Below are 19,721 nucleotides of genomic sequence, written 5' to 3' on the forward strand. Positions count from 1 at the left end.
CATGGGACTCCTCAAGACACGAGGCAAGAGCAAGGCGGCCGCCAAGGCGCGTCGTCACAACCGTCTCCGCAAGAAGATCACCGGCACCGAGGCTCGTCCCCGTCTCGCCGTCACCCGCTCGTCGCGTCACGTGTTCGTGCAGGTCATCGACGACTCGAAGGGTCACACCCTCGCCAGCGCCTCGACGATGGAGGCAGACCTCCGCTCGTTCGACGGCGACAAGACCGCCAAGGCCCGTCGCGTCGGTGAGCTCCTCGCCGAGCGCGCGAAGTCGGCTGGCGTCGAGGCCGTGGTCTTCGACCGCGGTGGCAGCAAGTACGCCGGTCGCGTCGCCGCGATCGCCGATGGTGCCCGTGAAGGAGGGCTGAACCTGTGAGCGACAACGCGAACACCAACGAAGACGCCAAGACCGAGGCCGTCGAGGCCACGGAGACCGAGGCAGTCGAGACCACGGAGACCACCGAGGCGAGCACGGAGGCCACGGCCACCGAGGCAACCGCCGAGGCGACCACCGAGGGCGCCAAGACCGGCAAGGAGGCGGAGGCACCTGCCGTCGCCGAGCGTCCGGTCGAGACCGCCGCGGGCTCCGCGTCCAACAACCGCGACTCCGCGGACAACCGTGGCCGTCGTGGTGGCGGTCGTGACCGTCAGCAGGGCCGCGACCGCAACAACCGCGGTGGCGACAGCCAGTTCCTCGAGCGCGTGGTGACCATCAACCGCGTCTCGAAGGTCGTCAAGGGTGGTCGTCGCTTCAGCTTCACGGCGCTCGTCGTCGTCGGTGACGGCAACGGCCTCGTGGGCGTCGGCTACGGCAAGGCCAAGGAGGTCCCCACGGCGATCTCCAAGGGTGTCGAAGAGGCGAAGAAGAACTTCTTCCGCGTCCCCCGCGTCGGCAACACGATCCCGCACCCGGTGCAGGGTGAAGCCGCCGCTGGCGTCGTCCTCCTGCGTCCGGCCGGCCCCGGTACCGGTGTCATCGCCGGTGGTCCGGTCCGCGCCGTGCTCGAGTGCGCCGGCATCCACGACGTCCTGAGCAAGTCGCTCGGCTCGTCGAACACCATCAACATCGTGCACGCGACCGTCGAGGCTCTGAAGCAGCTCGAGGAGCCCCGCGCCGTCGCGAGCCGTCGTGGCCTCGACGTCGAGCGGGTCGTCCCGGCCCGTCTGCTCCAGGCCGAGGCCGCAGCCCTGCGTGCCGCGACCGAGAAGGCAGGTGCGTGATGGCGATGCTGAAGATCACGCAGATCAAGTCCGTTATCAGCGAGAAGCAGTACCAGCGCGACACCCTGCGCAGCCTGGGCCTCAAGCGCATCGGCCGTTCGGTCGAGCGTGAGGACAACTCCCAGAACCGCGGGTACATCGCGACGGTGGCGCACCTCGTGAAGGTCGAGGAGGTCGACGCATGAGCGACGAGAAGAACGAGCGCGTGCAGGTGCTGAAGCTGCACCACCTCCGTCCCGCAGAGGGCGCCAAGAAGGACCGCACCCGCGTGGGTCGCGGTGAGGGCTCGAAGGGCAAGACCGCTGGGCGTGGTACCAAGGGCACGAAGGCCCGTTACCAGGTCCGGGTCGGCTTCGAGGGTGGGCAGATGCCGCTGCACATGCGCACCCCGAAGCTCCGCGGGTTCAAGAACCCGTTCCGGGTCGAGTACCAGGTCGTGAACCTGGACAAGATCTCGGAGCTCTACCCCGATGGTGGCGACGTCACCGTTGCGGGCCTGGTCGCCAAGGGCGCCGTCCGCAAGAACGAGAAGGTCAAGGTTCTCGGTCAGGGTGACATCACCGTGAAGATCACGGTCACGGTCGACAAGGTCTCGGCGTCCGCCGCCGAGAAGATCGTGGCTGCTGGCGGCACCGTCTCCCAGTAACCCCCGTCGGCGGCCCGTGCGTTTGCGCACGGGCCGCCGTTACGGTTTCCTTGACAGTGGCCGGCATCCGTCGGCCAGGTCGGCCCTGCCGACCGAAACCGGTCCGGCCGCGATCGACGGCCCCGGTCCCACAAGTTCGGAGTCATCGTGTTCAGAGCGGTCGCGCGCATCATGCGCACCCCTGATCTTCGCAAGAAGATCGGCTTCACCCTCGCGATCATCGCGCTGTTCCGTCTCGGGTCGTACATCCCGGCACCGTTCGTCGACTACGCCGCCGTGCAGAGCTGTCTCGCCAGCGCGTCGTCCTCCGGCGGTCTCTACGACCTCATCAACCTCTTCTCCGGCGGCGCGCTGCTGAAGCTCTCGGTCTTCGCGCTCGGCATCATGCCGTACATCACGTCGTCGATCATCGTGCAGCTCCTGCGTGTGGTCATCCCGCACTTCGACACCCTCTACAAAGAGGGCCAGTCGGGCCAGGCGAAGCTGACGCAGTACACGCGCTACCTCACGATCGCACTCGGTGTCCTGCAGTCCACGACGCTGATCACGGTCGCCCGCTCCGGCGCCCTGTTCGGCACCAACGCCTCCGCGTCCTGCACCTCGATCATCTCGAACGACAGCTGGTACGCCATCATGCTGATGGTCGTCACGCTGACCGCCGGCACCGGCCTCATCATGTGGATGGGCGAGCTCGTCACCGAGCGCGGCATCGGCAACGGCATGTCGCTCCTGATCTTCACGTCGATCGCGGCGCAGTTCCCGTCGGCGCTCTGGGCGATCGAGCAGTCGCAGTCGTTCGAGCTCTTCCTGTTCGTGATCCTGGTCGGACTCGTGATCATGATGGCCGTCGTGTTCGTCGAGCAGTCACAGCGGCGGATCCCCGTGCAGTACGCCAAGCGCATGGTCGGGCGGCGGACGTACGGCGGCAACAACACCTACATTCCGATCAAGGTCAACATGGCCGGCGTCGTGCCCGTCATCTTCGCCTCGTCGCTGCTGTACCTGCCGGCCCTGATCGCGCAGTTCAACCAGCCCTCGGACGGCTCCGAGCCGGCCGCGTGGGTGACCTGGATCCAGAACAACCTGACCTCGGGTGACAACTGGTTCTACATGGTCCTGTACTTCCTGCTCATCGTCGGGTTCACGTACTTCTACGTGGCGATCACCTTCAACCCCGAAGAGGTCGCCGACAACATGAAGAAGTACGGCGGGTTCATCCCCGGCATCCGTGCCGGTCGTCCGACCGCCGAGTACCTCGACTACGTCCTCACCCGGGTGACGCTGCCCGGCTCGCTCTACCTCGGTCTCATCGCGCTCATCCCGCTGGCAGCACTGGCGCTGTTCGGCGCGAACCAGAACTTCCCGTTCGGTGGCGCGAGCATCCTCATCATCGTGGGTGTCGGTCTCGAGACCGTGAAGCAGATCGACTCGCAGCTGCAGCAGCGTCACTACGAAGGGCTTCTCCGTTGAGCGCACGTCTCATCATCGTCGGACCTCCCGGAGCCGGGAAGGGCACCCAGGCCGGCCGCATCGCTGACTCCCTCGGGATCCCTGCGATCTCGACCGGGGACATCTTCCGCAAGAACGTGGCAGAGGGCACCCCGCTCGGTGTGCAGGCGAAGGCGATCATGGACGCCGGCGAGTACGTGCCGGACTCCCTGACGAACGAGCTCGTGAAGTCCCGCCTGCAGGAGCCCGACGCCGAGCACGGGTTCCTGCTGGACGGGTACCCGCGCACGGTCGGTCAGGTCGATTACCTCGATGCGCTGCTCGCCGAGCAGGGCACCGCGATCGACGCCGTCGTGCAGCTCGTCGCCGACCAGGACGAGCTCGTCGGCCGCCTGCTCAAGCGTGCCGAGGACCAGGGTCGCAGCGACGACAACGAGGAGACGATCCGTCGCCGTCAGCAGGTGTACGCCGAGCAGACGGCGCCCATCGTGGCGGCGTACGGCGAGCGTGGCCTGGTGGTCGACGTCGACGGCCTCGGCGCGATCGACGAGGTCGGCGACCGAATCCAGACGGCACTGGCGGGCCGCGGTCTCTCCGCGACCGTCTGACCAGCGTGGTGCGGTTCAAGAAGCCCTCGATCTACAAGACCCCGGACGAGCTCCGGGCGATGGTCCGGCCGGGCCTGCTGACCGCCGAGGCGCTCGACGCCGTGCGTGCAGCGATCCGCCCGGGCATCACGACCGGCGAACTCGACGCGATCGCCGAGCGCACCATCCGTGACGGCGGCGGGATCCCGAACTTCCAGCTCGTGCCCGGCTACCGCCACACGCTGTGCGTGTCCGTGAACGACGAGATCGTGCACGGGATCCCCGGTGAGCGCGTGCTCGCGCCCGGCGACATCGTGTCGGTGGACGCCGGCGCCGAGGTCGCCGGCTGGAACGGCGACAGCGCGTTCACGACGGTCGTGCCCGGTGGCGACGCCACGGTCACCGCAGCGCGGCAGACGCTCTGCGACACGACCGAGCGGTCGCTCTGGCACGGCATCGCCGCGCTCGCCCACGCGAAGAACCTGCACGAGGTGGGCTCCGCGGTGGAAGACGCGATCGACGAGACCGGCGCGTGGGGCATCGTCGAGGACTACACCGGTCACGGCATCGGCCGGTCGATGCACGAGGACCCCCCGGTCTTCAACTACCGCGTCCGTGGTGCCGGCCCTGCCGTCAAGCCGGGGCTGGTGGTCGCCATCGAACCGATGGTCACGGCCGGCACGATCGACAGCTCGACGGACGACGACGACTGGACCGTCCGCACGCTCGACGGTTCGGACGCCGCGCACTGGGAGCACAGCGTTGCGGTGCACGCGGCTGGGATCTGGGTGCTCACGGCCGCCGACGGCGGCGCTCGGGGCCTGGCCCCGCTGGGTGTGACGCCCGTCCCGATCCCGTAGGACGGGCCTCCAGTCCGGATCCGGTGCCCACGCTCGGCGTACCTGCGCGACGCGCGCATCTGCGCGACGCGACGGCCGGGAGGCCCGGCTGACGTCCGACGCGTCGCCCACCTCGCGCGGACCCACCCGACCAGTGCCGGACGGACCTCGTGGCGACGGGTCAGTTGCCGACGGAGCAGGTCTCCTCGGAGGCGCTCTGCCCGGTGATCGACGAGGGCAGCGGCGTCGCCGACGCGGTCGGCGTCCGAGTGGCGGTCGCGCTCGGCGTCGCTGACGGCGTGCCGGCGGCCGACGGGGTTCCGGTCGAACCCGTGGTGCCGGACGACCCGCTGCCGGTCGAGGTCCCGCCGCCCGACGGCGACTCCTCGGACGCGCGACCGGTGCTCGAGTCGCTCAGCGAGGACCGGACGTCGTTCTGCAGCGCCACGTTCAGGGTGTGAGCCGTCTCCTGGTCGACGATCACCCGGGCGCTGTCGTCGGGGTCGTCGGCCACCGGGTACTGCACGAAGAGCATGTTGGCCGTGCTCATCCCCCGCAGCGCCGCGGCGAGCTTGACCAGGGTGCCGGTCTGGGCCAGGCCGTCGGACAACGTCATGTTGGACAGGGCGGCACCGGCCAGCTTGTAGAGCGTGATCGGGTTCGAGAGCGTGCCGTCCGAGGTGACCTTGCGGAGGAGCGCCGACAGGAACACCTGCTGCGAGCTGATGCGGGCGAGGTCGCTGCCGTCGCCGACCCCGTGGCGGGTGCGCAGGAAGGCGAGGGCGTCCGAGCCCTCGAGGGAGTGCGAGCCCGTCGTGAGGTGCAGGCCGGTGAACGTGTCGTCGATCGGCTCGGCGACGCACACGTCCACGCCGCCGAGGGCGTTCGACATCTCGATCACGCCGTCGAAGGTGATGAGCCCGGCGTAGGGGATGCTCAGGCCGGTCAGGTTCTCGACCGTGTCCACGACGCAGGAGACACCGCCGTTGCCGAGCGCGGTGTTGAACATCGCCGAGGTGGACGCGGGGTAGGTCGTGCCGGTCGCGGGGTTGGTGCAGGCCGGGATCGGGACCATCAGGTCACGGGGGAAGCTGACCGCGGTGAGCTGCTGGTGGTCCGCCGAGATGTGGATGAGCATCGTGACGTCGTTGCGGGCGCCCTCGACGTCCTCGTCGGAGTCGAACTGGCCGACCCGGGTGTCGCTGCCGATGAGCAGGATGTTCGCCCCGCCCTTGATCGCCGAGATGTCCGCGGTCTTGGCGGTGTTCTGGTCGTCGGTGCTCAGTGCGACGGTCTGCGGGGCGGTGGCGAGCTGCGCCCCGGCGATCGCGGCGACGCTGGTGCCGCTGACGAGCAGGACGGCGACGGTGGCCGCGACGACGGTGACGAGCGTGCCCCAACCCCGACGACGGGCCTGCTTGCCGTGGCTGGCGAAGGGGCGTCGGGTGGCGTCGGGCACGTGTTCTCCGTTCGGTGGTCCGGCGCGAACTGCTGGTGCGGCGGACGTGGCTGCGGAGCCAAACTACGGTTCGCGCGCTGGTGCGCGCCCTGAGCGCGCCGTCAAACCACTGTGGAACGCTCAGCCACGGTTCCGGAAGCCCCAGACGTGGGGTGTTCCGCATCCCCACTTGGCAATTGCGGGTTTACCACATAAGATCGATCTTTGGTGTGTCATGCCCTCTCGGGTGTGGCGACCGACCCGCAGACCGGTTCGGGGATCACACCTGTTCCACAACCAAGCGACAGTGAGGCTATGGCCAAGAAAGACGGCGTCATCGAGATCGAAGGCTCGGTGCTCGAAGCTCTGCCCAACGCGATGTTCCGCGTTGAGCTGACGAACGGACACAAGGTCCTCGCGCACATCTCCGGGAAGATGCGCCAGCACTACATCCGCATCCTCCCCGAGGACCGCGTGATCGTGGAGCTGAGCCCGTACGACCTGACCCGCGGCCGGATCGTCTACCGCTACAAGTGATCCGCGAGCTGGAAAGGAACGGCACGGCAATCCTGCCGAGCACGAAGCCAGCGAGCACGAGGAAAGAACCATGAAGGTCAACCCCAGCGTCAAGCCCATCTGCGAACACTGCCGTGTGATTCGCCGCAAGGGCCGCGTCATGGTGATCTGCAAGAGCAACCCGCGTCACAAGCAGCGCCAGGGCTAGTCCCGGGCGCGTGACCGGCACCGGTGTCCCTCGGACACCAGGCTGCTCGAGCACGACCCACAACTGAAGATCGACAACGCAGTACCAGAACCCGGTCGCACGACGGCCGGGGGACACCTCGGGGCGGAGGCCCGAGCACCGGTACTGCGCCACACCTCCATCGACAACAGGAGCAGCCATCACATGGCACGTCTAGCAGGCGTCGACATCCCGCGCGAGAAGCGCGTGGAGATCGCACTCACGTACATCTACGGCGTCGGCCGTACCCGCGCCGTCCAGGCACTGACGGAGACCGGTATCTCCGGTGACATCCGCGTCAAGGACCTGACCGACGACCAGCTCGTCGCCCTCCGTGACTTCATCGAGGGCAACTTCAAGGTCGAGGGTGACCTCCGCCGTGAGGTCGCCGCCGACATCCGCCGCAAGGTCGAGATCGGCAGCTACGAGGGTCTCCGCCACCGTCGTGGTCTCCCGGTGCGCGGTCAGCGCACCAAGACCAACGCTCGTACCCGCAAGGGCCCGAAGCGCACCGTGGCAGGCAAGAAGAAGGCTCGATAGGAGACCCCGATGGCTACCCCCAAGACTGCCGCGCGCAAGCCGCGCCGCAAGGAGAAGAAGAACGTCGCTGTGGGCCAGGCCCACATCAAGAGCACGTTCAACAACACGATCGTCAGCATCACCGACCCGTCGGGTGCCGTCCTCAGCTGGGCGTCCTCGGGTGCCGTGGGCTTCAAGGGTTCGCGCAAGTCGACGCCGTTCGCGGCGCAGCTCGCCGCCGAGTCCGCTGCGCGTCAGGCGCAGGAGCACGGCGTCAAGAAGGTCGACGTCTTCGTGAAGGGCCCGGGTTCGGGTCGCGAGACCGCGATCCGCTCCCTCCAGGCCGCTGGCCTCGAGGTCGGCTCGATCAACGACGTCACGCCGCAGGCGCACAACGGGTGCCGCCCGCCCAAGCGCCGTCGCGTCTGACGCGAGGAGCAACCGGCCGCGCCCTGCTCGTCCCCTGACCGGATCCGTTCCGGCGAGGGCGGGCAGGGCCCGCGGCCATTCCTGGTCGTTCGATCGCGCACGTGTGTGCGCGTGATCACAACTCAACAGACCCGTCGGGGCCCATGCGGCCCCGTCGTACCGCCAAGTGTCATATAGCGGACACTTCGCCGAAAGGAATCCCACAGTGCTCATTGCACAGCGCCCCACCCTGACCGAGGAGCCGATCTCCGAGCACCGCTCGCGCTTCGTCATCGAGCCGCTCGAGCCGGGCTTCGGTTACACCCTCGGCAACTCGCTGCGCCGCACGCTCCTCTCCTCGATCCCCGGCGCGGCTGTCACCAGCATCCGCATCGACGGCGTCCTCCACGAGTTCAGCACCGTTCCCGGTGTCAAGGAAGACGTCACCGAGATCATCCTCAACATCAAGAGCCTGGTCGTCTCCAGCGAGCACGACGAGCCCATCACGGCGTACCTGCGCAAGCAGGGTGCCGGTCAGGTCACCGCAGCGGACATCTCCGCTCCGGCCGGCGTCGAGATCCACAACCCGGAACTCGTCATCGCGACCCTGAACGACACCGCGCGCTTCGAGCTCGAGCTCACGATCGAGCGTGGCCGTGGCTACGTCTCGGCGACGCAGAACCGTTCCGAGTTCAGCGAAGCCGGTCAGATCCCGATCGACTCGATCTACTCGCCGGTCCTCAAGGTCACCTACCGCGTCGAGGCGACGCGTGCCGGTGAGCGCACGGACTTCGACCGCCTGGTCGTCGACGTCGAGGCGAAGCCGGCCATCACGCCGCGCGACGCCATCGCGTCGGCCGGTCGCACGCTGGTCGAGCTGTTCGGGCTCGCTCGCGAGCTCAACACGGCGGCCGAGGGCATCGAGATCGGCCCCGCGCCGGTCGACGCCGTGCTCTCGAACGAACTGCAGACCCCGATCGAGGACCTCGACCTGTCGGTCCGCAGCTACAACTGCCTGAAGCGGGAGGGCATCAACACGGTGTCCGAGCTCGTCGCCCTGTCGGAGACGCAGCTCATGAACATCCGCAACTTCGGTCAGAAGTCGGTGGACGAGGTCAAGGACAAGCTCACCGAGCTCGGCCTGTCCCTCAAGGACACCGTCCCCGGATTCGACGGCGCCCACTTCTACAGCGGGTACGACGAGGACGAGTCCAACAACTGACCTCGCGCTCACGCGCAAGCGCGCTGACACCGCGCGCACCACTTTCACCACTGGAGAACTGACATGCCGAAGCCCACCAAGGGCCCCCGCCTCGGTGGCGGTCCCGCCCACGAGCGCCTGCTCCTGAGCAACCTCGCCAACGCCCTCTTCACGCACGGTCGCATCACGACCACCGAGACGAAGGCCAAGCGCCTCCGTCCGGTCGCCGAGCGTCTCATCACGTTCGCGAAGCGCGGCGACCTGCACGCGCGTCGTCGTGTGATCAGCATCCTGCGCGACAAGTCCGTCGTGCACACGCTGTTCACCGAGATCGCGCCCCAGGTCGAGGACCGCCAGGGCGGTTACACCCGCATCACGAAGCTCGGCTTCCGCAAGGGCGACAACGCCCCGCTGGCGTCGATCGAGCTCGTCCTCGAGCCCGTCTCGAGCACGCCCGCTCCGGTCAAGCGCAACTCGGCTCCGGCCGCTGCTGCTGCCCCGGTCGACGAGCCCGCCGCTGACGAGACCACCGAGGAGGCCCCGGTCGAGGAGACCGAGACCACCGAGGAGTCCGCACCGGTCGAGACCGAGTCCGAGACCGAGGCTGCTGCCGAGGTCGAGGCCGACGCCGCCGAGAAGTCGGACGACGCCGACACCAAGTAGTCCGGTGCCCTCCGGGGCGCTGCACCACCACGAGGAAGCCCCCGCGACCCAGGTCGCGGGGGCTTCCTCGCGTTCGAGGCTGGTCACGGGTACGGACTCCACGGCACGAGCGACGCCGCGTAGGGTGGCCGACCGGTACGACAGGGAAGGAAGTCATGGCGTTCCAGCACGTTGCGGGTCTGGGGACGAGGGTCTGGCGGTGGAGCCGGACCTCGGGCACGCAGCCGCGCCTGCTGCACGCCGGCAAGGCCGCCGCCGCTGCGGTGATCGCCTGGTTCGTGGCGCAGCACATCCCGGGCGTCGCGGCCGAGTACCCGTACTACGCACCACTCGGCGCCGTCGTCGCGATGCAGACCACGGTGTTCGCGGGCATCCGGAGTGGCGTGCAGACCCTGGTCGGGATCGCGCTCGGCATCCTCATCGCCGCGTTCACGATGTGGGTCGGCGACCCCGGCTTCCTCGCGATCGCGCTCGCGGTCGGCGTCGGGGTGCTGGTCGGCGGGTTCCGCGTGCTGGGGGAGGGCAGCTCGTGGGTGTCCACCGCGGCGCTCTTCGTCCTGCTCGTCGGCGGCGCGCACGCCGAGGGCTACTCGCTCGGGTACCTCGTGCAGATGGCCGTGGGGGTCGTCGTCGGCCTGCTGGTCAACTTCCTGGTGTTCCCGCCGCTGCACTTCTGGGACGCCGAACACCGCATCGACGCGGTGAACGGCGTGCTGGCGGACCATCTCGACGGGCTGGCAGCCGTGCTCGAGGAGGGCAAGCGCGACGAGAAGGCGTGGGACCACCAGCAGGACCGCCTCGACCGCGCGATCGCGGACGTGCGGTCGCGGGTGGCGATCGCGCACGAGAGCCGCCGGCTCAACCCCCGTGGTGCACTACGCGGGTCGCGAGCGCGGCTCCAGAAGGACGGCGGACGCTTCCGGGCCCTGGAGCGGGTCGCCTGGTACACGACCGACCTCACCGAGCTCGTGGCACGCTCCGGCCCGGTGTCCGAGGGCGTCGGGCGTCCCGACCCGGCGTTCGCCACCCCGATCGCCGAGGCCCTGCGGAAGATCGCCAGCACGATCCGCGGGGACTCCCCGGAGGACCAGGCCGAAGAAGCCATTGCTCGACTCGAGGCAGCGCTCGACGCCTCGCGTGAGAACCCCTCCCACGTCGCGGTCACCTCGGCCGCGCTCGTCGCCCTGCGCGGGATCGTCGAGTCCGAGCGACGCGCCACCGACGACCTCGACACCCGGACGGGTCCGTCGGCGTTCGGTCGTCCGCGCGGCTGAGCGGGCGCGGGCGGTCGCCGTCCGGCAGATCCAGGGCGGGCCGGGAGGCACAGATCACCCCCGCTACGGTGGTCACGTGGACGAGACGGTCGGCTTCCAGGACCCCGACAGCACGGGCGACGTGCGGCTGCGGTTGGACATCGCCTACGACGGGGCGGCGTTCTCCGGGTGGGCCCGGCAGCCGGGGCTCCGGACCGTGCAGGGCGCGCTCGAGACCGCACTCGCCACCGTCTTCACCCGCTGGGGCGAACCGCCGCTGCTCACCGTCGCCGGACGCACCGACGCCGGGGTGCACGCCACGGGGCAGGTCGCACACCTGGACCTGTCGGCGGAGCAGTGGGCAGCGCTCACCGCCAAGCGCGGGACGGGCCGCTCACCGCTCGACGGGCTGCTCAAGCGGGTCAACGGCATCGCGGCACCCGAGGGGGACGTCGTCGTCACCGGTGCCTCGGTGGCACCCGCCGGGTTCGACGCGCGGTTCTCGCCGCTCTGGCGCCGGTACGAGTACCGGATCGCGGACGCCGACGCCCAGCGCGATCCACGTCGTCGTGGGCACACGGTCTGGCACGCGACGCGGCTCGATCCGGCAGCGATGGAGCGCGGTGCGCTGACGTTGCTCGGGCTGCACGACTTCGCGACGTTCTGCAAGCCGCGCGAGGGGGCGACGACCATCCGGACGTTGCAGGAGTTCCGCTGGGACCGCGAGCCGGACGGCGTGCTGGTGGCGCGCCTCCAGGCCGACGCCTTCTGCCACTCGATGGTGCGGGCGATGGTCGGCGCGACCATCGCCGTGGGCGAGGGCCGTTTCGGCCCGGACCGCCTCGAGGAACTGCGCGTCGCCGAGGAGCGCACGAGCGCCTTCAAGACGGCGCCGGCGAAGGGACTGACGCTGACCGAGGTGGGGTACCCGGCGGACGCGGAGCTCGCGGAGCGGGCGGAGCAGACCCGGGCCCGACGGTCGGTGGACGGTACCGTCGGGGGATGAGCCTGCGCGAACCCCGTTCCGTCGTGTCCGTCGCCCCCGGAGTCGTCTTCGTCGAGGGCCCGGTGTCCAACTGGGTGGTGCTGGCGGAGGAGGACGGCGTCGCGCTGATCGACGCCGGGTACCCGGCCGACACCGACCTCGTGCTCGACACCGTGCGCGCCGCCGGACACGACCCCGCCGACCTGCGTCGCGTCTACGTGACGCACGGACACGTCGACCACGTCGGCGGCATCCCCGGGATCCTCGAGCGGCACCCCGACGTCGAGGTGCTCGCCCACGCCGACGAGCTCGCCAACGTGCGCGGACCGGAACGGCAGCAGGTCACGCCGGCGGAGATCGGCGGACGGCTCGCCAGCCCCCGCGTGCTCGCCTGGCTGGCGCGGGCCATCCGATCCGACGCCCTGCGACCCACCACCGTGCCGTCCGCTCGCGCGTTCACCGGTGCGGACTTCGCAGGTCGGGCGATCTCGCCGTTCCCGGCCGTCGGCCACACCGACGGCTCGACCGCGTACCTGCTGCCCGCGGCGGATGCGATCGTCACCGGCGACGCGGTCGTCAGCCGACACGACACCCAGCCGGGGTCGTGGGCCCCGCGCCCACGGATGATCACACCGTTCTTCACCGCCGACCAGGACCGCGCGCTCGAGTCGGCACGGGCGCTGCCGTTCCCGGCCCTCGTGCTGCCGGGACACGGACCGGCCGTCCGACGTGTGGGCGGGACCTGGATGCCGATCGGCTGATGCCGCGCGATCGGCGGATGCCGCGCGATCGGCTGTGCCGCCGAACGCGATCGGCTGATGCCGCGCGATCGGCTGATGTTGCCGAACGCAATCATTTACCTCGACGCAACCTGAATGTCCCCGCAGGTCGGTAGCGTGCGGGCATGGCCAACACCCTCGGGCGCACTCTGCTGTGCGCCACGGCGGCCGCGACGCTCCTCGCGGCCCCACTCGTCACCGTCACCGCAGCGACCGCGAACCCCGAGGGGACCGGCCTCGTCATCGAGGAGGCCTACCTGAAGGCGGGGAGCAAGGGCGCGTTCTACAACGAGAAGTTCGTCGAGATCGGCAACCCGACCGACGCCGCCGTGTCGCTCGACGGCTGGTCGTTGCAGTACCGGTCCGCGACGGGCGCCGGCACGTTCTCGGCCAGTGCGCTCCAGGGCACCGTGCCGGCGAAGGGCACCTTCCTGGTGTCGATGGCGGGCAACGGCGGGGCCAGCCCGGCTGGCGAGGACCTGCCCGCAGCCGACGACACCGCGACGCTCAACCCGTCGGGCACCACCGGCACGCTCGTGCTGTCCGACGCCACCGCACCCCTGGCGCTCGCCGCCGGACCCGTCGCCACCGGCACCGACGGCGTGGTCGACCTGCTCGGCTACGGCGCCTCGAACACGTTCGAGTCGGCCGTGCGCACCGTGACCGGGGACAACTCCGTGCCGAACGGCCTGGTCCGCCAGGGCACCACGGACACCGACGTCAACGGCGCGGACTTCTCGGTCACGACCACGCTCACCCCGCGGAACGCCGCGGGCGAGACCACGGCACCGACCGCGCCCACGGAACCGACCGACCCGGGTGACGGCGGGACCCCCACGCCCGGCACCCCCGCCGAGACGGTGACCATCGCCCAGCTGCAGGGCACCACGGACACCTCGCCGTACGCCGGCAAGAACGTCACGACCGACGGCGTCGTCACCGCGGTCTACGGCACCGGCGGCTTCAACGGCTACACGATCCAGACCCCGGGCACCGGCGGCGCGATCGACCTCGGCGCCCACACAGCGTCCGACGCCGTGTTCGTCTTCTCGTCCGCCACCGCCGGGCTGGTGCACGAGGGCGACCACGTGCGGGTCACCGGCGCCGTGTCCGAGTACTTCGGCCTGACCGAGCTCACGGTGTCCGGGGCCTCGTCGCTGCAGCAGCTCGACGACAGCGTCGCGGCACCGCAGCCGGCCGCGGTCGCGTTCCCGTCGTCCGACGCCCAGCGCGAGTCGCTCGAGAGCATGCTCGTCGCTCCCCAGGGGGCGTACACCGTCGCCGACAACTACACGACGAACCAGTACGGCGAGGTCGTGCTCGCCAGCGGCACGAAGCGTCTGATCCAGCCGACCGAGGTCGGCCGCCCGGGCAGCGCCGCGGCGAAGGCCGTCGAGGCCGACAACGCTGCGCGCAAGGTCACGCTCGACGACGGTGCGAGCACCAACTTCCTGACCCAGGCGAACCAGGGCATCCCGGTGTCGTGGCTCACCCAGGGCCCGGTCACCGTCGGGGCCGCCGCCACCTTCACCGAGCCGGTCGTCCTGGACTACCGCAACAACGGGTGGAAGTTCCAGCCGACCGCGCCGATCACGGGTGCGACCCCGGCCGCCGAACTGCCGGCGTCGTTCTCGAAGGTGCGCCAGCCGGCACCGCGGGACGTCGGTGGTGACCTGAAGCTCGCCGGCTTCAACGTCCTCAACTACTTCCCGACCACGGGCGACGAGCTCACCGGCTGCAAGTACTACACGGACCGTGCCGGGGACCCCGTCACGGTGAACTCGGGCTGCGACGCCCGCGGTGCCGCCGAGCAGGAGGACTTCCTGCGTCAGCAGGTCAAGATCGTCAAGGCGATCAACGGCCTGGACGCCGACGTCGTCTCGCTCGAGGAGATCGAGAACTCCGTCCGCTTCGGTCAGGACCGTGACGCCGCCGTGGCCACCCTGGTCGACGCGCTCAACGCCGCCACCGGCCAGGACACCTGGGCCTACGCGAAGTCCCCGGCCGTCGTGCCCGCGAGCGAGGACGTCATCCGCCTCGCCCTGATCTACAAGAAGGACCGCGTCGAGCCCGTCGGCGAGTCGACGATCCTGCTCGACGACGCGTTCACGAACGCCCGCCAGCCCGTCGCGGACGCGTTCCGCCCGGTCGGCGGCACCGCGGACGACGACTTCCTGGTGATCGCGAACCACTTCAAGTCCAAGGGCTCCGGCACCGGCGAGAACGCCGACCAGGGCGACGGGCAGGGTGCGTCGAACGCCGACCGCGTCGAGCAGGCGAAGGCCCTGGCGACGTTCTCCACCGACATGCAGGAGCAGTACGGCACCGACAAGGTGTTCATGCTCGGCGACTTCAACGCCTACAGCAAGGAGGACCCGGTGGTGGTCCTCGACGAGGCCGGTTACACCGACCTCGGCCCGGCGCTCGACAGCACCGAGTACTCGTACGTGTTCTCCGGCCTGAGCGGCTCGCTCGACCACGTGTTCGCGTCGGAGGCCGCGCTCGAGACGGTCACGGGCGTGGACATCTGGAACATCAACTCGGTCGAGTCGGTGGGCCTGGAGTACAGCCGCTACAACTACAACGCCACGAACCTGTACAACGACGACGTGTACCGGGCGAGCGACCACGACCCGATCCTGGTCGGCTTCGACCTCGACGCCGCGGGCACCGACCCGGGCACGGACCCGACGCCGGTGCCGACCCCGACCCCGACGCCGGTGCCGACCCCGACGCCGACCCCGGTGCCGCCGGTCGACGGGATCACCCCGCCGGTTGCTCCGGTGGCGCCGTCGGGGTCGCTGTTGACGGAGGCGAGTCGTGGTGGGGTGTCGGCTCCGGCGTCGGCTCGTGCGGGGGAGACGATCACGGTGACGGTGGGCACGGCGTCGGCCGGTGACACGGTGAACGTGTGGTTGTTCTCGGAGCCGACGTTGATCGGTACCGCGGTGGTGGCTGCTGACGGGACGGTTCGGGTGACGATCCCGGCGGACACGGTGGCTGGGGTGCACCGGTTGGCGGTGACGGCTGCTGACGGGTCGTTGATCGGGTGGACCCCGATCACGATCACCACGGAGGGGCAGCTCGCGTTCACGGGTGCCGCAGGGCTCGGTGCCGGTGCGGTGGTGGCGTTCCTGCTGCTCGCGGCGGGTGCGGGTGTGCTGGTCGTGCGTCGCCGACGTCGGACGGTGGCTGCGGAGTAGTCCCCACGCCCCACGGGCGCACTTCGTGAGCAGGAATGGTCGGGTTCGAACAGCGGACCCGACCGTTTCTGCTCACCATGCGCGGTGGGCGCGACCGCGCGACGGACTGGAGGCGCGGTGCGGGGCCGCCCCGCGCCTCCAGGCCGGCAGCGGGACGCGTTTGACCGACGTACCCCGCGTCGGCTAGGCTCTCACCTTGGTCTGTGCGCCCCGCGCGCGGACAGTCAGATGAGCCCTCCAACCGAGGTGTTCCCCGTGCTTCTGCTCGTGGAACTCCCGACCGGAGTGGGATTCACGGACTCCTCACCTCGACACGAAAGCAGCACTCCTGTGACTCGCACGTTCTCACCGAAGCCGGCAGACGTCCAGCACGACTGGATCGTCATCGACGCCACCGACGTCGTCCTCGGCCGTCTCGCCACCCACGCCGCGGCGCTCCTGCGCGGCAAGCACAAGGCCACCTTCGCCCAGCACATGGACATGGGTGACTTCGTCATCATCGTGAACGCCGACAAGGTCGCCCTGACCGGTTCGAAGCTCGCGAAGAAGGTCTACTACCGTCACTCGGGTTACCCGGGCGGCCTGACGGCGACCTCCTACCCGGAGATGCTCGAGAAGCACCCCACCCGCGCCGTCGAGAAGGCGATCCGCGGCATGCTGCCGAAGAACACCCTCGGCCGCGAGCAGCTCAAGAAGCTGAAGGTCTACGCCGGCGCGGAGCACCCGCACGCCGCGCAGCAGCCCAAGCCGTACATCTTCGACCAGGTCGCACAGTAGTTCCGGCCACGACGACTTCAAGGACACAGAAAACTCATGGCTCAGATCGCTGATTCCCTCGACCAGACCCCGGAGAGCTTCACCACGGAGAGCGCACCCGCCGCTGCCGAGGCTGCTCCCCGTCAGATCCTCAACGTCTCCGGCGGTGCCGTCGGGCGCCGCAAGGAGGCCATCGCGCGCGTCCGGCTCGTCCCGGGCTCCGGCACGTTCGTCGTGAACGGCCGCACGCTCGAGGACTACTTCCCGAACAAGCTGCACCAGCAGCTCATCAACGACCCCTTCAAGGTGCTCGAGCTCCTCGGCTCGTACGACGTCGTCGCCCGCATCACCGGTGGTGGCCCCTCGGGTCAGGCCGGCGCGCTCCGCCTCGCCATCGCCCGCACCCTGAACGAGATCGACCGCGAGAACAACCGCGCGACCCTCAAGAAGGCCGGCTTCCTCACCCGTGACGCCCGCGTCATCGAGCGCAAGAAGGCTGGTCTCAAGAAGGCCCGCAAGGCGTCGCAGTTCTCGAAGCGCTAGTCGTCACCGGCTGAAGATCGCCATGCCGCGTCTGTTCGGTACCGACGGGGTTCGTGGTCTCGCCAACGGCGAGCTGACGGCCGCGCTCGCACTGGGTCTTGCCCAGGCGAGCGCGGCCGTCCTCACACACGGACACCATGCCGACGCCCGCCGGGCGTCGGGTCGACCGCGCCCGCGCGCGGTCCTCGCGCGTGACCCGCGCGTCTCCGGCGAGTTCCTCGGTGCCGCCGTCGCGGCCGGGCTCGCCTCGGCCGGCGTCGACGTGCTCGACGCCGGGGTCATCCCCACCCCCGCCGCGGCGTTCCTCGTCGCGGACATCGACGCCGACTTCGGCGTGATGATCTCCGCATCGCACAACCCCGCTCCCGACAACGGGATCAAGTTCTTCGCCACGGGTGGCCGCAAGCTGCCGGACGAGGTCGAGGACCGCATCGAAGCGGCCATGCACGACCACTCCGCACCCACCCCCACCGGCATCGACGTCGGGCGCATCTCGCGGTTCGCCGACGCCGAGGACCGCTACGTGGTGCACCTGCTCGGCACGCTGCCGCACCGGCTCGACGGCATCCACGTCGTGCTCGACTGCGCCAACGGTGCCGCCGCCGGCGTCTCGCCCGAGGTCTTCGTCAACGCGGGGGCCCGCGTGACGCTCATCGGCGCCGATCCCGACGGCTGGAACATCAACGACGGCGTCGGTTCGACGCACATCGACAACCTCGCCCGCGCGGTGCTCGAGCACGGTGCCGACGTCGGCATCGCGCACGACGGTGACGCGGACCGTTGCCTGGCGGTCGACGCCGCGGGCAACGCGATCGACGGGGACCAGATCATGGCGATCCTCGCGCTGTCCCTGCAGGAGCGCGGCCGCCTGAAGGACGACACCCTCGTCGCGACGGTCATGTCGAACCTCGGGCTGAAGCGCGCCATGGCCGACGCGGGCATCACCGTGATCGAGGCCGGCGTGGGCGACCGCTACGTGCTCGAGAAGATGACCGAGGGCGACTACTCCATCGGTGGCGAGCAGTCCGGCCACATCATCTTCAACGAGTTCGCCACCACGGGCGACGGCATCCTGACCGGGCTGCACCTGGTGGCCGAGATGGCGCGGACGGGGAAGTCGCTGCAGGAGCTCGCGTCGTGCATGACCGTGTTCCCGCAGGTGCTGCTCAACGTCCGGGGCGTCGATCGTCACGGGCTCGCCGACCAGGGCGTGCAGGACGCCATCGCCGCCGCGAGCGAGGCGCTCGGGGACAGCGGCCGTGTGCTGCTCCGTCCGTCGGGCACCGAGCCGGTCGTGCGCGTCATGGTCGAGGCTGCCTCGCAGGACGATGCCCAGCGCATCGCCGAGGAGCTCGCCGCCGTCGTGCAGGACCGCCTGGCGCTCGACGCCGCGTAGGGGTTCCCTCCGCAAAACACCGGTGTTCGCCGGTTGAACACGCGCAGACCGCGGTTCAGCTCGCGAACACCGGTGTTTTGCGCTGCCCCGCTAGATCTTGCGGAGCAGGACCGAGTTCACCTTGTGGTTCGCGCCCTTCTTCAACACCAGGGTGGCGCGGGAGCGCGTGGGCAGCACGTTCTCGATCAGGTTCGGCTCGTTGATCGCCCGCCAGACCTCGGTCGCCGTCCGGACCGCGTCCTCACGCGAGAGCGAGGCGAACCGGTGGAAGAACGAGTCGGGGCTCGAGAACGCCTCTTCCTGCAGGGCGAGGAAGCGGTCGACGTACCAGGACTCGATGTCCTTCGTCTTCGCGTCCACGTAGATCGTGAAGTCGAACAGGTCGGACAGCGCGAGCCGCCCGTGCACCGGGGGCGCCAGCACGTTGAGGCCCTCGACGATGAGCACGTCGGGCTGCCGGACGACGATCTCGGCATCGGGCACGATGTCGTAGACCAGGTGCGAGTAGTACGGCGCGCGGACCTCGGTCGCCCCGCTCTTCACCTGGCTCACGAAGCGCAGCAGGGAGCGGCGGTCGTACGACTCCGGGAAGCCCTTCCGGTCCATGATCCCGCGTCGCTCCAGCTCGGCGTTCGGGTACAGGAAGCCGTCGGTCGTCACGAGCTCGACCCGAGGGGTGTCCGGCCAGCGCTTCGTCAGCTCGCGCAGCAGACGGGCGACCGTGGACTTGCCGACCGCGACGGAGCCCGCGACGCCGATGACGAAGGGCGTGCGTCCGGCGCGCTCCCCGAGGAACCGGCTCGTCTCGGCGTGCAGGTTGCGCGCACCGGCGGCGTAGAGCGTGAGCAGGCGGGACAGGGGCAGGTAGACCTCCTGCACCTCCTGCATGTCCAGCCGGTCGCCGAGACCGCGCAGCTGCACGATCTCGGTCTCGGTGAGCGACAGGTGCTCCTTCGGGGCGAGCTGGGACCACTCGTCACGCGGGATCTCCACGAACGGGGTCGGGTGCGCGACGGCGGTCTCCGAGAACGGCATGGGATCGAGCGTACAGACGGGAGGCCCGGGGCACGTGAGCCGGTCGGCTCACGTGCCC

Annotated in this window: 22 protein-coding genes; 20 read left to right on the forward strand and 2 right to left on the reverse strand. The window is 69.8% G+C overall.

What is annotated here, in order from left to right; translation table 11 throughout:
* Position 1: 1 nt before the first annotated feature.
* The 7 genes from rplR (at position 2) to map (ending at position 4,763) form a co-directional block, all read left to right on the forward strand.
* A complete protein-coding gene (gene rplR / locus DEJ00_RS04775; protein WP_027466725.1) occupies positions 2–376 on the forward strand; it encodes a 50S ribosomal protein L18 in 375 nt (124 codons plus the stop codon).
* The gene (gene rpsE / locus DEJ00_RS04780) at positions 373–1,221 is read left to right on the forward strand and encodes a 30S ribosomal protein S5 (protein WP_111056574.1); all 849 of its coding nucleotides are present in this window, start codon (positions 373–375) and stop codon (positions 1,219–1,221) included. Before rplR ends, rpsE begins: the two co-directional genes overlap by 4 nt.
* Positions 1,221–1,406, forward strand: a complete 186-nt coding sequence (rpmD, locus tag DEJ00_RS04785; RefSeq protein ID WP_017885515.1) for a 50S ribosomal protein L30 — start codon at positions 1,221–1,223, stop codon at positions 1,404–1,406. Before rpsE ends, rpmD begins: the two co-directional genes overlap by 1 nt.
* Complete coding sequence (gene rplO, locus DEJ00_RS04790) at positions 1,403–1,867, forward strand: 50S ribosomal protein L15 (protein ID WP_027466723.1); 465 nt, start codon at positions 1,403–1,405, stop codon at positions 1,865–1,867. The genes rpmD and rplO overlap by 4 nt, the downstream gene beginning before the upstream one ends.
* A gap of 147 nt (positions 1,868–2,014) precedes the next feature.
* Positions 2,015–3,337, forward strand: coding sequence for a preprotein translocase subunit SecY (secY, locus tag DEJ00_RS04795; RefSeq protein ID WP_027466722.1), 1,323 nt, complete (start codon positions 2,015–2,017; stop codon positions 3,335–3,337).
* Positions 3,334–3,924, forward strand: a complete 591-nt coding sequence (locus DEJ00_RS04800; protein WP_111056575.1) for an adenylate kinase — start codon at positions 3,334–3,336, stop codon at positions 3,922–3,924. The genes secY and DEJ00_RS04800 overlap by 4 nt, the downstream gene beginning before the upstream one ends.
* A 5-nt stretch (positions 3,925–3,929) precedes the next feature.
* Positions 3,930–4,763 carry a type I methionyl aminopeptidase gene (map, locus tag DEJ00_RS04805; RefSeq protein WP_375537588.1) on the forward strand — a complete coding sequence of 278 codons (834 nt, stop codon included), beginning with the start codon at positions 3,930–3,932 and terminating at the stop codon, positions 4,761–4,763.
* Positions 4,764–4,923: 160 nt separating this feature from the next.
* On the opposite strand, the gene DEJ00_RS04810 is transcribed toward map, so the two are convergent.
* Positions 4,924–6,201: an LCP family protein gene (locus DEJ00_RS04810; protein ID WP_111056577.1), complete on the reverse strand. Its 1,278-nt coding sequence runs from the start codon at positions 6,199–6,201 to the stop codon at positions 4,924–4,926.
* 294 nt (positions 6,202–6,495) lie between these two features.
* Between DEJ00_RS04810 and infA the strand changes: the two genes are divergently transcribed.
* The 13 genes from infA (at position 6,496) to glmM (ending at position 18,628) form a co-directional block, all read left to right on the forward strand.
* The gene (gene infA / locus DEJ00_RS04815) at positions 6,496–6,717 is read left to right on the forward strand and encodes a translation initiation factor IF-1 (RefSeq protein ID WP_017885509.1); all 222 of its coding nucleotides are present in this window, start codon (positions 6,496–6,498) and stop codon (positions 6,715–6,717) included.
* Between the two features lie 70 nt (positions 6,718–6,787).
* The gene (gene rpmJ, locus DEJ00_RS04820; RefSeq protein WP_022903266.1) at positions 6,788–6,904 is read left to right on the forward strand and encodes a 50S ribosomal protein L36; all 117 of its coding nucleotides are present in this window, start codon (positions 6,788–6,790) and stop codon (positions 6,902–6,904) included.
* 183 nt (positions 6,905–7,087) lie between these two features.
* The gene (rpsM, locus tag DEJ00_RS04825) at positions 7,088–7,462 is read left to right on the forward strand and encodes a 30S ribosomal protein S13 (RefSeq protein ID WP_017885508.1); all 375 of its coding nucleotides are present in this window, start codon (positions 7,088–7,090) and stop codon (positions 7,460–7,462) included.
* A 9-nt stretch (positions 7,463–7,471) separates the two neighbouring features.
* Positions 7,472–7,870 carry a 30S ribosomal protein S11 gene (gene rpsK / locus DEJ00_RS04830; RefSeq protein ID WP_017885507.1) on the forward strand — a complete coding sequence of 133 codons (399 nt, stop codon included), beginning with the start codon at positions 7,472–7,474 and terminating at the stop codon, positions 7,868–7,870.
* A 205-nt stretch (positions 7,871–8,075) separates the two neighbouring features.
* The gene (locus DEJ00_RS04835; protein ID WP_017885506.1) at positions 8,076–9,071 is read left to right on the forward strand and encodes a DNA-directed RNA polymerase subunit alpha; all 996 of its coding nucleotides are present in this window, start codon (positions 8,076–8,078) and stop codon (positions 9,069–9,071) included.
* A 63-nt stretch (positions 9,072–9,134) separates the two neighbouring features.
* A complete protein-coding gene (gene rplQ, locus DEJ00_RS04840; protein WP_071245471.1) occupies positions 9,135–9,713 on the forward strand; it encodes a 50S ribosomal protein L17 in 579 nt (192 codons plus the stop codon).
* 155 nt (positions 9,714–9,868) lie between these two features.
* Positions 9,869–10,987 carry an aromatic acid exporter family protein gene (locus DEJ00_RS04845; RefSeq protein WP_111056578.1) on the forward strand — a complete coding sequence of 373 codons (1,119 nt, stop codon included), beginning with the start codon at positions 9,869–9,871 and terminating at the stop codon, positions 10,985–10,987.
* Between the two features lie 76 nt (positions 10,988–11,063).
* Positions 11,064–11,972, forward strand: coding sequence for a tRNA pseudouridine(38-40) synthase TruA (gene truA / locus DEJ00_RS04850; RefSeq protein WP_111056579.1), 909 nt, complete (start codon positions 11,064–11,066; stop codon positions 11,970–11,972).
* Positions 11,969–12,712, forward strand: coding sequence for an MBL fold metallo-hydrolase (locus tag DEJ00_RS04855; RefSeq protein WP_111056580.1), 744 nt, complete (start codon positions 11,969–11,971; stop codon positions 12,710–12,712). Before truA ends, DEJ00_RS04855 begins: the two co-directional genes overlap by 4 nt.
* A 143-nt stretch (positions 12,713–12,855) precedes the next feature.
* Positions 12,856–15,933 (forward strand): ExeM/NucH family extracellular endonuclease, encoded by a 3,078-nt coding sequence (locus DEJ00_RS04860; RefSeq protein WP_111056581.1) that lies wholly within the window; start codon positions 12,856–12,858, stop codon positions 15,931–15,933.
* A 330-nt stretch (positions 15,934–16,263) separates the two neighbouring features.
* Positions 16,264–16,710 carry a 50S ribosomal protein L13 gene (rplM, locus tag DEJ00_RS04865; RefSeq protein ID WP_027466717.1) on the forward strand — a complete coding sequence of 149 codons (447 nt, stop codon included), beginning with the start codon at positions 16,264–16,266 and terminating at the stop codon, positions 16,708–16,710.
* A 36-nt stretch (positions 16,711–16,746) separates the two neighbouring features.
* The gene (gene rpsI, locus DEJ00_RS04870; protein WP_027466716.1) at positions 16,747–17,232 is read left to right on the forward strand and encodes a 30S ribosomal protein S9; all 486 of its coding nucleotides are present in this window, start codon (positions 16,747–16,749) and stop codon (positions 17,230–17,232) included.
* Between the two features lie 22 nt (positions 17,233–17,254).
* The gene (glmM, locus tag DEJ00_RS04875; protein ID WP_071245465.1) at positions 17,255–18,628 is read left to right on the forward strand and encodes a phosphoglucosamine mutase; all 1,374 of its coding nucleotides are present in this window, start codon (positions 17,255–17,257) and stop codon (positions 18,626–18,628) included.
* A gap of 90 nt (positions 18,629–18,718) precedes the next feature.
* Here the strand turns inward: glmM and coaA are convergent, their stop codons facing one another.
* Positions 18,719–19,663 carry a type I pantothenate kinase gene (coaA, locus tag DEJ00_RS04880; protein WP_027466714.1) on the reverse strand — a complete coding sequence of 315 codons (945 nt, stop codon included), beginning with the start codon at positions 19,661–19,663 and terminating at the stop codon, positions 18,719–18,721.
* Positions 19,664–19,721: the final 58 nt, after the last annotated feature.

The organism is Curtobacterium sp. MCLR17_039 (assembly GCF_003234745.1).
GTDB classification, from domain to species: Bacteria; Actinomycetota; Actinomycetes; order Actinomycetales; family Microbacteriaceae; genus Curtobacterium; species Curtobacterium flaccumfaciens.

Coding starts and splice junctions, on each gene's coding strand:
- rplR (WP_027466725.1), top strand. CDS start 2: ATGGGACTCCTCAAGACACGAGGCAAGAGCAAGGCGGCCGCCAAGGCG.
- rpmD (WP_017885515.1), top strand. CDS start 1,221: ATGGCGATGCTGAAGATCACGCAGATCAAGTCCGTTATCAGCGAGAAG.
- rplO (WP_027466723.1), top strand. CDS start 1,403: ATGAGCGACGAGAAGAACGAGCGCGTGCAGGTGCTGAAGCTGCACCAC.
- infA (WP_017885509.1), top strand. CDS start 6,496: ATGGCCAAGAAAGACGGCGTCATCGAGATCGAAGGCTCGGTGCTCGAA.
- rpmJ (WP_022903266.1), top strand. CDS start 6,788: ATGAAGGTCAACCCCAGCGTCAAGCCCATCTGCGAACACTGCCGTGTG.
- rpsM (WP_017885508.1), top strand. CDS start 7,088: ATGGCACGTCTAGCAGGCGTCGACATCCCGCGCGAGAAGCGCGTGGAG.
- rpsK (WP_017885507.1), top strand. CDS start 7,472: ATGGCTACCCCCAAGACTGCCGCGCGCAAGCCGCGCCGCAAGGAGAAG.
- rplQ (WP_071245471.1), top strand. CDS start 9,135: ATGCCGAAGCCCACCAAGGGCCCCCGCCTCGGTGGCGGTCCCGCCCAC.
- DEJ00_RS04845 (WP_111056578.1), top strand. CDS start 9,869: ATGGCGTTCCAGCACGTTGCGGGTCTGGGGACGAGGGTCTGGCGGTGG.
- DEJ00_RS04855 (WP_111056580.1), top strand. CDS start 11,969: ATGAGCCTGCGCGAACCCCGTTCCGTCGTGTCCGTCGCCCCCGGAGTC.
- DEJ00_RS04860 (WP_111056581.1), top strand. CDS start 12,856: ATGGCCAACACCCTCGGGCGCACTCTGCTGTGCGCCACGGCGGCCGCG.
- rpsI (WP_027466716.1), top strand. CDS start 16,747: ATGGCTCAGATCGCTGATTCCCTCGACCAGACCCCGGAGAGCTTCACC.
- glmM (WP_071245465.1), top strand. CDS start 17,255: ATGCCGCGTCTGTTCGGTACCGACGGGGTTCGTGGTCTCGCCAACGGC.
- coaA (WP_027466714.1), bottom strand. CDS start 19,663: ATGCCGTTCTCGGAGACCGCCGTCGCGCACCCGACCCCGTTCGTGGAG.